At 42.2% G+C, this 13,349-nt stretch carries 11 protein-coding genes and 1 pseudogene; 5 read left to right on the top strand and 7 right to left on the bottom strand.

Annotation, left to right across the window (positions count from 1 at the left end; genetic code table 11):
• Nucleotide 1 precedes the first annotated feature (1 nt).
• On the bottom strand, nt 2–625 hold the full coding sequence (locus NCWK1_RS27370; protein ID WP_103126864.1) for a hypothetical protein: 624 nt from the start codon (nt 623–625) through the stop codon (nt 2–4).
• A 186-nt stretch (nt 626–811) separates the two neighbouring features.
• Complete coding sequence (locus NCWK1_RS27365; RefSeq protein WP_103126863.1) at nt 812–1,924, bottom strand: D-alanine--D-alanine ligase family protein; 1,113 nt, start codon at nt 1,922–1,924, stop codon at nt 812–814.
• Nucleotides 1,925–2,177: 253 nt separating this feature from the next.
• Between NCWK1_RS27365 and NCWK1_RS27360 the strand changes: the two genes are divergently transcribed.
• Nucleotides 2,178–3,026, top strand: a complete 849-nt coding sequence (locus tag NCWK1_RS27360) for a lysophospholipid acyltransferase family protein (protein WP_103126862.1) — start codon at nt 2,178–2,180, stop codon at nt 3,024–3,026.
• A 24-nt stretch (nt 3,027–3,050) separates the two neighbouring features.
• Here the strand turns inward: NCWK1_RS27360 and NCWK1_RS27355 are convergent, their stop codons facing one another.
• The gene (locus tag NCWK1_RS27355) at nt 3,051–4,193 is read right to left on the bottom strand and encodes a hypothetical protein (RefSeq protein ID WP_245895003.1); all 1,143 of its coding nucleotides are present in this window, start codon (nt 4,191–4,193) and stop codon (nt 3,051–3,053) included.
• 191 nt (nt 4,194–4,384) lie between these two features.
• Here NCWK1_RS27355 and NCWK1_RS27350 point away from each other — a divergent pair, with 191 nt between their 5' ends.
• Complete coding sequence (locus NCWK1_RS27350) at nt 4,385–4,534, top strand: hypothetical protein (protein WP_187308260.1); 150 nt, start codon at nt 4,385–4,387, stop codon at nt 4,532–4,534.
• Nucleotides 4,535–4,559: 25 nt separating this feature from the next.
• On the opposite strand, the pseudogene NCWK1_RS27345 reads toward NCWK1_RS27350, so the two are convergent.
• Nucleotides 4,560–4,649, bottom strand: a pseudogene (locus NCWK1_RS27345) (DUF433 domain-containing protein); the annotation flags it as partial.
• A 49-nt stretch (nt 4,650–4,698) separates the two neighbouring features.
• The gene (miaB, locus tag NCWK1_RS27340; RefSeq protein ID WP_103126860.1) at nt 4,699–6,063 is read right to left on the bottom strand and encodes a tRNA (N6-isopentenyl adenosine(37)-C2)-methylthiotransferase MiaB; all 1,365 of its coding nucleotides are present in this window, start codon (nt 6,061–6,063) and stop codon (nt 4,699–4,701) included.
• Between the two features lie 199 nt (nt 6,064–6,262).
• Here miaB and bchI point away from each other — a divergent pair, with 199 nt between their 5' ends.
• Together bchI and NCWK1_RS27330 are read left to right on the top strand one after the other, a co-directional pair.
• Nucleotides 6,263–7,387, top strand: a complete 1,125-nt coding sequence (bchI, locus tag NCWK1_RS27335; protein WP_096583599.1) for a magnesium chelatase ATPase subunit I — start codon at nt 6,263–6,265, stop codon at nt 7,385–7,387.
• A 67-nt stretch (nt 7,388–7,454) separates the two neighbouring features.
• A complete protein-coding gene (locus NCWK1_RS27330) occupies nt 7,455–7,742 on the top strand; it encodes a hypothetical protein (protein WP_103126859.1) in 288 nt (95 codons plus the stop codon).
• 77 nt (nt 7,743–7,819) lie between these two features.
• On the opposite strand, the gene NCWK1_RS27325 is transcribed toward NCWK1_RS27330, so the two are convergent.
• Nucleotides 7,820–8,911, bottom strand: coding sequence for a nucleotidyltransferase domain-containing protein (locus NCWK1_RS27325; protein ID WP_103126858.1), 1,092 nt, complete (start codon nt 8,909–8,911; stop codon nt 7,820–7,822).
• A 211-nt stretch (nt 8,912–9,122) separates the two neighbouring features.
• A complete protein-coding gene (gene secA / locus NCWK1_RS27320; protein WP_103126857.1) occupies nt 9,123–11,918 on the bottom strand; it encodes a preprotein translocase subunit SecA in 2,796 nt (931 codons plus the stop codon).
• A gap of 799 nt (nt 11,919–12,717) precedes the next feature.
• Here secA and NCWK1_RS27315 point away from each other — a divergent pair.
• Nucleotides 12,718–13,349, top strand: a 632-nt coding sequence (locus tag NCWK1_RS27315; RefSeq protein WP_245895002.1) for a tetratricopeptide repeat protein, incomplete at its 3' end; no start/stop codon positions are given.

The following is a 13,349-nucleotide window of genomic DNA, read 5'->3' as shown; positions in this document are numbered from 1 at the left end:
CCTAATACTTTTGTAAAAGTGCTGGCAAAGAGTTTTCTTTGCGAATATCCATCAAGTCGGCTAGTGATTCTTTGCCTTTATCTAGGCGATATTGGTGTGTTGGTGGTAGAACTTCAACCAAAGTTTTGCTTTTTACTGAAAGTGGTTGTAAAGGTACAAATGCTGGCAGATTCTGGGATGTTTGTGGCTCCCATATTGGTTGTGGCAGTGATTTTAAAGCTTTTTGACGATTGTAGGCACGTTTTGGAAAATTATGAGCCTGGGTTGGGTTAAGCAACCGAAAAATTACATAGCAACCACTACCACAACTGAGTGCGATCGCCATTACCATCCATAAAGGTGTGGGATTGCTACGTTCATTTGCAATTGGTGCTTCTATGATCACTGGCATTAACTCTGTATCTGCCTGTTTTACACTGTCAACGTGACTGAGGCTGTAAAATGCCACAGTAGCTGTACCCATAACCATTGTAAAAACTCCACTTAACAACACCAGAGGATGCTGTGCCAATAGAGCAATCAAAATGTTTGAGCGACCGTTTGAACCCAATTTAGTCTTTGTCGATTTGAGATTGGGTTTTATCAGTTGGGTTGGCTCATGGTTGACATTTTTATTATTTTCCATGATCAATTTGAGATGTATACCCGTTCAGAGACATGATTATACTTAAGAAGTAAGTTATCAAGTATCTATAGCCAGATTTTGGCATAAAGCTGCTCCTGTCTAACTTATTAGCGACTAAATCTCATCTTTTCTTTAAAAATCCATACTTCTAATAAATTTATCTCCCAACTAGTATTCACAATTAGCTCACTCAGCGCTTTTCCCAGAATGTCTTTCTAACGCTAGTTGTATTAATTTATCTACCAAGTCAGGAAAAGCAACACCGCTATGAGACCAAAGTTGAGGATACATACTAGTAGCAGTAAAGCCAGGTAAGGTATTGATTTCGTTAATTAATATTTCTCCAGTCGCTTCTACATAGAAAAAATCTACTCTGGCTAATCCAGCTGCATCAACGGCTGCAAAGGCTTGTAATGCCATATCTTGAATTTGACGGCTGATCTGGTCTGGAAGCGGTGAGGGAATTAGTAACCCGGCTCTACCTTCGGTGTATTTAGTTTCATAGTCGTAAAAATCACTGTCAAAGGTAATTTCACCAACAACTGAGGCTTGGGGTTGGTCGTTACCTAATACGGCACATTCTACTTCTCTAGCGACCACTCCCGCCTCAACAATGATGCGGCGGTCGTAGCTGGCGGCTTGGTCGAGTGCAGTTTCTAATTCTGAGCGCGATCGCACTTTGGCAATTCCTACTGATGAACCCAAGTTAGCAGGTTTGACAAAACAGGGATAGCCCAATGTCGCTTCTATCTCATCGCACAATTTGGGGAATACGCAGGGATTTGACCAAACTTGCGCTCTTGTTAACGCTTTATATTTAACTTGGGGTAATCCGGCTTGCTCAAATGCCATTTTCATAGCAATTTTATCCATTCCTAGTGCCGAACCTAAGACCCCAGAACCCACAAAGGGGACTTGCATTAACGTCAGCAAACCTTGAATTGTGCCATCTTCCCCGTTGGGGCCGTGGAGAATGGGAAACCACACATCCACTTCTGCAACTTGGGAAGGAGATTGCCAACGTTCCAGGGTTTTGGTTTGGGAATTGGTGAGTTGACTTTGCTGTGGGTTGGTAGCATTTTCGGACTCCAGTAAAGGTTTACCAGAACCTAATACTTGTTGTGGTGCATCCCCAGCTAACCAACGTCCATCTTTTTGAATGTAGAAAGGCAGGATTTCGTACTTATTAGCATTTTGCTCTGCACTTAAAGCTTTAGCGATCGCTCTTGCCGAACTAATCGACACTTCATGTTCTCCAGAACGTCCGCCAAATAGCAATCCCACCCTTAGCTTAGTCATTTTCGGTACCTCTACACTCCTATCGCAGATAGCGTATCACAACCTGCTGGAGTTGCTATATTTTCCTTGCCCTTACAAAATATTCTGCAATTTAAAAACGAGCCAAAATTGTCGCATATTTAGGTATGTTTGTTTTATCAGCACAAAAAAAGCCTCTTCAAAGGGAACAGGGAATAGTGAGTAAATTTCCTACTACCTATTGCCCATTTAAAAGGCTCGGTCAGACTTTTATCAATACTGTTAATATTTTTGAATGTTACAAAAGCAACATACCTTGGAAAAAAAACTCGGTTGGTCTTTGGATGAGCGAGATCCAAAGTTCATCAAATCCATGATGCCTCTCTTGGGCTTGTTATATCGTCACTATTTTCGGGTACAAACTAGCGGTTGGCATCATGTCTCACCTCAGCAAAAAGTCCTGTTTGTGGGTTCTCATAATGGCGGACTCGCAGCCCCTGATATGTTGATGATGATGTACGACTGGTTTCAACGTTTTGGTGTGGAGCAACCAATATATGGTTTAATGCACCCAAGAGTTTGGGAGGTTGCGCCACCTCTGGCACAACTGGCTGCCAAAATGGGAGCTATCATCGCTCATCCGAAGATGGCATACTCTGCTTTGCGTTCTGGTGCGAGTGTGCTGGTTTATCCTGGTGGAGCAGAAGATGTGTTTCGACCCCATTATTTAAGAAATAAAATTTATTTTGCTGGCAGACAAGGATTTATTAAACTGGCACTGCGGGAAAACGTGCCGATTGTACCAGTAATTTCTGCGGGGGCGCATGATACTTTGATTGTCTTGGCGGATATCTACAAAATTCTCAACCAATTTCATGAATGGGGAATGCCTTGGCTGTTAGATATTGATCCGGTGGTATTTCCGATTTACTTGGGTTGGCCTTGGGGATTAGCCATTGGCCCACTGCCCAATATTCCGTTCCCGGTATCTATCCATACACAAGTTTGTCCACCGATTCTATTTGAACGCTATGGTAGGGAAGCTGCAAGCGATCGCACTTATGTTGATGAATGCTACGAATTGGTTGTGAGTAAAATGCAGTATCAATTAGATCAGCTAGTATTGCTCAATCATAATTCTTAAATTTACTGTCCCATAAATAAATTTCTAGCTAAAATTAATGCCCCATTTCTTAAGTAGTATTGGGAGCAATTTCTGAACTACACCAATTACAAGAGGTAGTAGTGGTGCAGAAACAGTTAGCAAGAACTGACGAAAAGTTTGAATATCAAAAGGCCAAACTGGGAATTTATCAGTTAAAGAGTAAAAAGCTCGTAAGTTTTTAATTTTTTCTGTACCCTGTTTGAGAGTTTCGGCATCACCAGTAAGACTGGCATGAATCTGGGTATAATCGGCTTGAAATTGCCGCGCAATTTCGTGTAAAAGTTCTTCTTTTGCTTTCTTCATACCTCTATGAGCCGCTACTAAAGGGCCGAAGAAACATACAATAGATAATAAAATATCTATAGGAATAATTAAGTGAACATACCATAAATTTTGTCCAGTGCCTCGCGTGATGAACTGATACTCAATAAAGCCAACCATCATACCTAAAACGGCAGCTAAATACGCAGTTTTAATTGCATAATCACTCAAACAACGAAGTCCACCACATCGGTCAGGATGCAGAGGATTAACATTAAAATCTTTCTCATTTAATGCTCTTTTTAAGATGCCATGAAGTATCCATATATTAGTAATAAGATTGATAATCAAGACACTACCTACATATACCAATATCAAAGTAGCGCTGGTAATCATTAAAATTGTTAGAGGGTGTGAACTACTCCAACTATTTTTCAAACCAAACCGAGTTACAAAAACAAAGATACTAAAAATCACAGCACTACTAAAGGCAGAAAATTTCCGCCATTGAGGTTTATAAGCATTGAAAATAATCTGATTTATTGCTTGAATTTCTGATTCATCAATTTCTAAGACATTAGATTCTTCAAGCTCCTGAATTACAGCATCTATAGCCTGAAAACTCCATAAATAATAACCCAAAACAACAGGATTAATTAATATTACCCATATCCAAGGAAAAACATCCTGGAGCAGTCCTTTTTGTCCAGGTGGCAACCATAATGTATTACTGACCCAAGCTGTAATTAAAAAAATTCCACTACCGATGACAATGCCTAATAGCCCTAAACTAAAAGGAGAAAGCTTAAATTCTTCTAGTAATAAACATGCAATAGGATCAAAACGATAAAGATTGCGTTTTTGCAATGATTTGATAATTGTCATTTTTGGTTAAAAATTTTAGGCGTATCCAAGCAAAATTTTAGTATAAAAAGATAGCTTTTTCTAGTTGAACTCTACTGGTTCATTTTTGACTCGTCTAAGTTTTTTCCTAATTGCGGCGTTTTGTATGACGTTCGTAATCTTCAAAACGCAATTTAGCGATCGCACTTGATGGCAAAGTTAACCACGAAGGAATGCCAACTAATTTACTGTACTTTGCCTTATTACTGAAAAAAGCCGATATAGTTCTTGTCGGTATTCCGCGAGTGGTGCAAACGCTGTTAGATAGTGTGTTTGTGCGCCTGGGTGATTTGATGAGTGTCGAGCGATCGCTTGTGAAATAATGGAATAAAGATGTTAAATGAAGCGATCGCATCTTCGGATTCTCATACCTCGAATAAACGGACGGCCACCACACTGTTTCGGGTTGACTGTGATTCTTTGCAATAAGTCTGGCATTAAATTAAGACTCCACAAACAATTATTTTCAGTGTGGTGTACATTCCGTTTAAACTGTCAAAGGTTGCCGTACTTCTATCGGTTCGCCAGTCAAGCTAAAAGCGCGAACTTCGGTAATTTTAACTTTTACCAATTGCCCTTTTAATTCATTAATATCGCCTGTAAAAAATGTGAGACGATTGCCGCGTGTGCGTCCCATGACTTGGGTTGGATCTTTGGAATTTTGGTCTTCGACTAATACTTCTTCGATGCGGCCGAAGTAACGCTGCGATCGCTCTGCTGCTTTAATATTCACTAAATGGTTTAATCTTTGTAGGCGATCGCTTTTTACTTCTTCGCTCAGTTGATTTTCCCACAATGCGGCGGGTGTTCCTGGACGAGGAGAATAGGCGGCGGTGTTCAATAGGTCAAAACCAATATCTTCTACCAGTTTCAAGGTATTTTCAAACTGTGCTTCTGTTTCACCAGGGAAACCGACGATCGCATCGCCACTAATTGAAGCATCTGGCATATACTTGCGAATCGTATCAATAATTCGCCGATATTTTTCGTGGGTATAACCCCGTGACATTGCTTTTAAGAGTTCGTTATCCCCAGATTGAAAGGGAATGTGGAAGTGTTCGCAAACTTTAGGCAATTCTGCACAAGCTTTAATTAGTCTTTCTGTGAAATAACGGGGGTGGCTGGTAGCAAATCGTAAGCGTTCCACTCCCGGTACATCATGGACGTAATAAAGCAAATCTGTAAAGGTGTGCAGATGTCGTCCTTCTGGAGTTACTCCGGGTAAATCTCTACCGTAAGCGTCAATATTTTGACCAAGCAAAGTTACTTCTTTATAACCTTGTCGCCCTAACTCTACCATTTCTGCACGAATGGCTTCTGGTGTGCGGGACTGTTCCACACCGCGCACGTTAGGAACTACGCAGTAAGTACAGCGTTCATTACAGCCATAAATTACATTCACCCAAGCCGTCACTTGACTATCTCGTCGAGGTTGGGTGATATCTTCCATAATATGGACTGCTTCAGTGGCGACAACTTGATTGCCTTCAAATACTGATTCCAGCAAATCTTTGAGACGGTTGGCGTGTTGTGGCCCCATAACTAAATCTAATTCTGGGACACGGCGCAATAGTGCTTCGCCTTCTTGTTGAGCAACACAACCTGCAACTACCAAGGTTAAATCTGCTTTTTCGTGTTTGCGCTTGGCTTGTCTACCGAGGTAAGAATAGACTTTCTGCTCGGCATTATCTCGAATGGTGCAGGTGTTGTAGAGAATTACATCTGCATTATTCGGATCTTCGGAAAACTCAAAGCCCATGTCTTCTAAAATGCCAGCCATGCGCTCTGAGTCGGCTTTATTCATTTGACAACCGAAGGTAGTAATGTGATAGCGGCGTTTAGAAATGGTCATGGGAATTGTGCTTAATTAGCTTGGTGTTAGATATACTGTTTTTCTATTCTATAGTTTTAAACGCAGAGGTACGCGAAGGGTAATGCGGAGGTACGCGGAGTGATTTCATCGATTCCCTCTTCGCTTGTTCCCTATTCCCCCGCCCCCAACTGTGGCACAATAAAGAACTGTAATAAAAAAATATTGTTAAGGTAATTTAGTGACTCCAACTGCTCAATCCACGGCAAGTGCGCGTCGCGTGGTATTTCCATTTACGGCAATTGTAGGCCAGGAAGAAATGAAACTGGCGCTGCTTTTGAACGTGATTGACCCCAAAATCGGTGGTGTCATGATTATGGGCGATCGCGGCACCGGCAAGACAACAACTATCCGGGCGTTAGCGGATTTGTTGCCAGAAATCCCTGTAGTTGCTAATGACCCCTTCAACAGTCACCCCAACGACACCGACCTGATGAGCGATGAAGTCCGCCAACAACTAGAACAAGGTGCGGATATTCCCGTAGACCACAGGAAAGTCCAGATGGTAGACCTACCATTAGGAGCCACAGAAGACCGGGTATGCGGCACTATCGACATCGAAAAAGCTTTGTCTGAGGGGGTGAAAGCCTTTGAACCAGGGCTGCTGGCTAAAGCTAACCGAGGCATTCTCTACGTGGATGAAGTCAACTTGCTTGATGACCACCTTGTAGATGTGTTACTCGACTCCGCTGCTAGTGGCTGGAACACTGTAGAACGGGAAGGAATTTCCATCCGCCACCCAGCGCGGTTTGTCCTTGTTGGTTCTGGAAACCCAGAAGAAGGCGAATTGCGTCCTCAGTTACTCGACCGTTTTGGGATGCACGCTGAAATTCACACGGTGAAAGAACCTGCTTTGCGGGTGCAAATTGTGGAACAGCGCTCGGAATTTGACCAAAATCCGCCAGAATTTTTGCAACAGCATCAAACTGAGCAAGAAGCACTCCAGCAGAAAGTTGTCAATGCTCAAACTCTGTTGCGAGAAGTCAAAATTGACTATGATTTGCGGGTGAAAATTTCGGAAGTTTGTTCTGAGTTAGATGTGGATGGTTTGCGGGGTGATATTGTAACAAACCGTGCAGCCAAAGCATTAGCCGCTTATGAAGGACGTACCGAAGTCACCCTTAATGATATCCGACGGGTGATTACTTTGTGCTTGCGTCACAGGTTGCGGAAAGACCCGCTAGAGTCAATTGACTCTGGCTACAAAGTGGAAAAAGTTTTTGCTCGTGTCTTTGGTGTAGAGTTGCCAGAAGAAGATTCTGCAAAGAAAAACGGCACAGGACAAATTAAAACTGGTGTGCGCTAATTTTCCCTGAAAGTAAAAAGTAGGGGCGCATAGTTTTGCGCCCTGAAATTCATCTGATTTACTGAGTATGAGATTTTGGCATTTTTGGTTAAACAGTCTGTTTTTGTCTAGCCAACATGAACCAGCCCACTTTATCGAGTTTGTCATGTTATGTCTGACATTATTGCTGCTCGGTATTTGGGGAGTTACGCAAGAATTACCTTATATGCTCTTATGTCTGAGTTATGCCATTGGAGCAGCTATTTCTATGTTAGTCCGAGAAGCGATCGCACCTTCACCGCAAGCAAGAATTTCTCGCCTTATTGCCTTATTATTACTTGTCATCAGCCTCTACGGTTTTGTGGATTTTCTGTAAGTTAGTCAATGGTCAATGGTCAATGGTCAATAGCAAAGTACCAGACAGTTAATAAACTAAGGACAAATGACAAATAACTAACTCCATCCTTGCATTTCTACGAGTTCAATACATAATTGATTAATTTGTTCTAAGTCAGGTTTATGAGGCAGAGTTGATGTTTCATAAACAGCATCCATTTGGGCGACTAAATCCTCTGCCATCTGCATCACCTGTTCATAACTATATTTTCCCTGGAGAATGGCTTTTAAATCATCAACATCGCCAGCAATTCTTCTATCAACAATTACTTCTCCTTGCTGCAATATTTCTAAGCCACTGCGGAGTAATCTAATACAGTGCATTCCATGTTTGAGGTCATACCCAGACTGTTTTTCCATTTCGGCTCTCACTGGATTGCGATTTTCTTGCCAAGATAAATATGCTTTCCATTCTCGTAAAGCAATTTGATAGCTTTGACTTTTTTGCAGCAGCCGAATAAAGTCATTACGACCATGAGTTAAATTTTCGGTATATTCTAAAGTTTCAGTGGGTAAAGTATATTGTTTCAACACCCCCTTAAAATCAATATCTGCTGTGAGTAATTTATATAATTGCTCTGCTTCTTCTAAAAATTCAATGCGCCCTCTAATTAAAATATAAAGATACTCCAAAAAAGCGTTTAGCTCATCTTTACTCAGTGGTTCTTCACCTTCTATCCCAAAATCAGCAGGTAGCGGTTTCTTTTGTGGAGGATTTAACAACCACTTGCGATGAGTTTCCATCTTTTTGATTTGAGCAAAAGCATAACCAGAATAAGTGTGCTTCACTTTCTTGGTTAAAAATAAATTTCTGTGTTTAATTAAATATTGTCCAACTTCAGTTAGTACAGGATATTTATTCAACCACAGCAGTTCCAAAACATTAGGATTTGCCCCTGCTAATAATTGCAGAATTTTTCTTAATTCGTAAATAACTGTATCTTTATTACCATCAATAAACGGAAATATCCCTGGTTCATCCCAACCAGCGTCTTTTTGTTCAATATTGTCAAATCCCAAATAATATCTTTTGGGGGCAATAAAAACTCCCCGAAAATCCAAATCTGAGTCAGGACGATTTAAGCCATAGCCGTGACTACCTGCTAAACCAATCAAAATGGTTCTTTGTTCGACTTCTATTCTTTTCATGTCAAATGATTAAAATAGCTATCGTAACTCACATAACAGGTAACAGGGGATAGGGGACAGGTTACAGATTATGGAGTTAATTGTTTTAAAAAATTTAAGGTGGTGCGTTGCGCTACGCGACAACACACCCTACTAAAATTAAAACGCAAAGACGCTCAGAAAACTCTTTGCGTCTTTGCGCCTTTGCGCGAAATTATTTTTTATCTCTTCATCACACCATCTCAGATGATGTTTGCACTACTGGCTGTGGTTGCGGTTGGAACATGAACAAGGAGTAAACTACATCTCGGCGGATGTTGACCATCATATCGAGGAATAGTTCATAACCTTCGCTCTTATATTCAATCAGTGGGTCTTTTTGACCATAACCACGCAAACCTACAGACTCACGTAAAGCATCCATTTGTTGCAGGTGTTCGCGCCACAGAGTATCAATGCGTTGCAAGATGAAGAAGCGTTCGGCTTGACGCATTAACCCTGGTTGAACTTGGTCAATTTGCGCTTCTTTCATGTCGTAGGCAATTCTTACCTGTTCGTGGAGGAAGGCCTTAATCTCCGTGACAGACATGTCTTCTAGTTGACTTGCCTGCATATCAGATAGCAAGTAGACGAATTCTTTGACTTTCTCAACAAGTTTGTCTAGCTCCCATTCTTCGGAAGGTAGATCTGCGTTGATGTAATAGTCAACGATGTCGTCCATCGTTTTTTCTGCATATTTAATGACTTGTTCTTTTAAGTCTTGACCTTCTAATACCCGACGGCGTTCGGCGTAGATGGCGCGACGCTGGTTGTTCATTACCTCGTCGTACTCAAATACCTGTTTACGGATGTCGTAGTAGTAAGTTTCGACTTTTTTCTGTGCGCCTTCTAAGCTGCGGGTTAGCATTCCCGACTCAATAGGCATATCTTCTTCGACTTGGAAGGCGTTCATTAAGCCAGCAACGCGATCGCCTCCAAAAATCCGCAATAAGTTATCCTCTAAACTGAGGAAAAATCTGGTAGAACCAGGGTCGCCTTGTCGTCCGGCGCGTCCCCGCAACTGGTTATCAATCCGCCGTGATTCGTGGCGTTCTGTGCCAATTACGTGTAAACCACCGATTTCGACGACGTTGTTATGTTCGCTGTCGGTAAACTCTTCATATTCGTGTTTGACACGATTATATGCTTCCCGCAATCTCTGAATTACTGGGTCTGTGGTGGGTGCTTTTTCGGCAGCTACTGCGACTTTATCTTCTGCTTCTAGTTCTGGTAAAGAGCGATCGCCATATTCCCGCACTGCAAAATCTACTGCTTCTTTAAGTAGTTGTTCTGTTGCTTTTGACAGTTGGGTGGGGAAGATTTCTGGTGAAGCTTTCCAAGTTTTGACTTTTTTCCCTGGTGTAAAACCTTGGCCGCCACCATGTCCTGCGGGCATAGTACCGCTGGCCCTTTGGATACCGAAGACATCTTCGTCTTCTGGTTGGACGATGCGCGGCATGAAATATTCACGCAACTTCAGACGCGCCATGTATTCGGAGTTACCACCTAGGATGATGTCTGTACCCCGACCAGCCATGTTAGTAGCGATAGTTACAGCACCTCTGCGCCCTGCCTGAGCCACAATTTCTGCTTCCCGTTCCACGTTTTCTGGTCGAGCGTTTAATAACTCATGGGGAATGCCTGCTTGTTTTAGCAGTTGGCTGAGATATTCTGACTTTTCTACACTAGTGGTTCCTACTAATACAGGTCTGCCGAGTTCGTGCATTTCGGCACATTCTCTGGCGATCGCTTGCCACTTACCCGCCTCTGTTTTAAACACCATATCCGACAAATCTTGTCGTCTTCTGATTCTGTTGGTGGGAATGACGCTGACTTCTAATTTGTAAATTTTTTCAAACTCAGCTTCTTCTGTTTTAGCGGTTCCTGTCATCCCGCCCAGTTTAGGATATAGCAAGAACAAGTTTTGATAAGTAATGGTTGCTAGAGTTTGGGTTTCTGGTTGAATTTCTACGTGTTCTTTGGCTTCAATGGCTTGGTGTAATCCATCACTCCACCGCCTTCCAGGTAGCACCCGTCCAGTAAATTCGTCTACGATGACTACTTCGCCATTGCGAACAATATAGTTAACATCCTTTAAAAACAGTTCTTTGGCTTTAAGTGCATTAAATACAAAGTGCGCCCAAGGATCTTCTGGGTCAAATAAATCTGTCACACCTAAAAGCTCTTCTGCTTCGGCAAAACCTTCATCTGTTAACAAAACGTTACGGGCTTTTTCGTCTACCTCGTAATGTTCTTCTTTTTTGAGGGTGAGAGCGATTTCCTCTGCTTGCAAGTATTTTTCTGTTGGTCTTTCTACCTGACCAGAAATAATCAGGGGTGTCCGCGCTTCATCAATCAGAATTGAGTCTACTTCGTCAATTACGCAATAGTTAAAGGGACGTTGTACGACATCAGCCATTGAAGTGGACATGTTGTCCCGCAGATAGTCAAAGCCTACTTCACTATTGGTAACGTAGGTAATATCACATTCATAGTTCTTCTGGCGTTCACTGGGATTCATGCTCGCCTGAATTAGTCCCACACTCAACCCTAAGAAGCGATGCACCTGTCCCATCCACTCTGCGTCCCGGCGAGCTAGGTAATCGTTCACAGTAACGACGTGTACGCCTTTACCTGTGAGAGCATTTAAATAACTCGGTAAGGTTGCTACCAGGGTTTTACCTTCCCCAGTTTTCATTTCCGCAATTTGTCCAGTGTGTAGGATGATACCGCCTAACATCTGGACATCAAAGTGCCGCAATCCTAAGACTCGCCGTCCTGCTTCTCTCACCACGGCAAAGGCTTCGGGTAGGATGTCGTCTAGCGTTTCGCCTTTAGCGAGTCGCTGTTGGAATTCTCCTGTTTTACCTTTTAAATCATCATCAGAGAGAGCTTTAATTTCTTCCTCTAAGAGATTAATTTCCGTGATATAAGGTTGGTATTTTTTCAGCTTACGAGCGTTGGGATCGCCCAACAAGAGTTTTAACATGGCGGTTATGGAACTAAATCAAGGGGGATGGGAAATATAGCTTTGGTATTGATTATAAGAATTTAACCTAACCCAGCTTTTTTGGTTGCAGTTGGGTAGGAAATGAAAATTCACTCAAAAACGCAGAAAACGTAGATCAAATAAATCTACTAAAGATTTAGTTTTATTTTACGTTTAATATCGAAACTCTATTAATAGTATCATTTTGCCCTCAACTGAGGCAGGGAAACCCGACCATGTTCAAGGTGCGATCGCCCCCATGATATCGTGTCTGGTAATCAGGTTGCTGGGTGTAAGGGTGTAAGGGTGTAGGTGAAGATAAATATTACACCTAGTAAATCTCCGCAAAAAATAGTAGGTTGGATGGAGCGACAGCGCCACCCAACATCCAAAGATTTTCTTATGTAGTCAAATATTCGAGTTCTGAGAGTAAAGTTTCAACCTTTTTACTCGAACGTTGAGGTTTAAAGGGTGAACGTTCGAGTTCTGAGGGTGAAGTTTCAGCCTTTTTACTCGAACGTTGAGGTTCAAAGGGTAAACGTTCGAGTTCTGAGGGTGAAGTTTCAGCCTTTTTACTCGAACGTTGAGGTTCAAAGGGTGAAAGGTGAGGTTTTGAGGTAGAAGCGTCAGGAAATTTTCTGCGTTGAGTTTTGTGGGATGTGGTTTTATCTCACGCAGAGGCGCAAAGACGCAAAGGAGAATGAGAGGGTTTTTGACTTTTATCACAAGTACTTTGCGGAAAGTGCTGAATCCGGCATGATTTATTTCATAGCCAAACCGAAAAGCTTGTGAGTTGACTGTGAAAAAATTACTCAGTGCGATTAATGCGGCGGGTATCTGTCTTGCACCTTGGATGGTGGCGGGTGCGATCGCAACAGGGTTAGTTTTAAGTATGTCAGTTGAGGGAATAGCGCAACAACAAACCCTTGCCTATTCAGCCGAGGAACAAGCAGCGTTAAAGCAGGCGGAGGAACGGAATCAACAGGTAATAAAGTTATATCAAGAAGGTAAATACAGTACTGCCATTCCCTTAGCAGAACGTGCATTGGCTATCCGAGAGAAAGTGCTGGGCAAAGAACATCCCCTTGTCGCCTCTAGCTTAAATAATTTGGCTGAACTGTATTATGCACAGGGGAAATATGAACAAGCGGAACCGCTGTATCTCCGCGCATTGGCTATTTATAAGAAGGTGCTGGGTAATGTTCATCCCGATGTTGCCAATAGCTTGAATAATTTGGCTGCACTGTATTATGCACAGGGGAAATATGAACAAGCGGAACCGCTGTATCTCCGCACTCTGGCTATTTTTGAGAAGGTGCTGGGCAATGTTCATCCCGCTGTCGCTACTATCTTGAATAATTTGGCTAAACTGTATTATGCACAAGGGAAATATGAACAAGCGGAACCGCTGTATCTCCGCGCACTGGCTAT

Source organism: Nostoc cycadae WK-1, from assembly GCF_002897135.1.
GTDB lineage: Bacteria > Cyanobacteriota > Cyanobacteriia > Cyanobacteriales > Nostocaceae > Nostoc_B.
This window is presented reverse-complemented; position numbering and strand designations above follow the sequence as displayed.

Excerpts from the sequence above, each read along its gene's own strand:
- NCWK1_RS27370 (WP_103126864.1), bottom strand. The coding sequence starts at position 625 with ATGGAAAATAATAAAAATGTCAACCATGAGCCAACCCAACTGATAAAA.
- NCWK1_RS27365 (WP_103126863.1), bottom strand. The coding sequence starts at position 1,924 with ATGACTAAGCTAAGGGTGGGATTGCTATTTGGCGGACGTTCTGGAGAA.
- NCWK1_RS27360 (WP_103126862.1), top strand. The coding sequence starts at position 2,178 with ATGTTACAAAAGCAACATACCTTGGAAAAAAAACTCGGTTGGTCTTTG.
- NCWK1_RS27355 (WP_245895003.1), bottom strand. The coding sequence starts at position 4,193 with ATGACAATTATCAAATCATTGCAAAAACGCAATCTTTATCGTTTTGAT.
- NCWK1_RS27350 (WP_187308260.1), top strand. The coding sequence starts at position 4,385 with ATGCCAACTAATTTACTGTACTTTGCCTTATTACTGAAAAAAGCCGAT.
- miaB (WP_103126860.1), bottom strand. The coding sequence starts at position 6,063 with ATGACCATTTCTAAACGCCGCTATCACATTACTACCTTCGGTTGTCAA.
- NCWK1_RS27330 (WP_103126859.1), top strand. The coding sequence starts at position 7,455 with ATGAGATTTTGGCATTTTTGGTTAAACAGTCTGTTTTTGTCTAGCCAA.
- NCWK1_RS27325 (WP_103126858.1), bottom strand. The coding sequence starts at position 8,911 with ATGAAAAGAATAGAAGTCGAACAAAGAACCATTTTGATTGGTTTAGCA.
- secA (WP_103126857.1), bottom strand. The coding sequence starts at position 11,918 with ATGTTAAAACTCTTGTTGGGCGATCCCAACGCTCGTAAGCTGAAAAAA.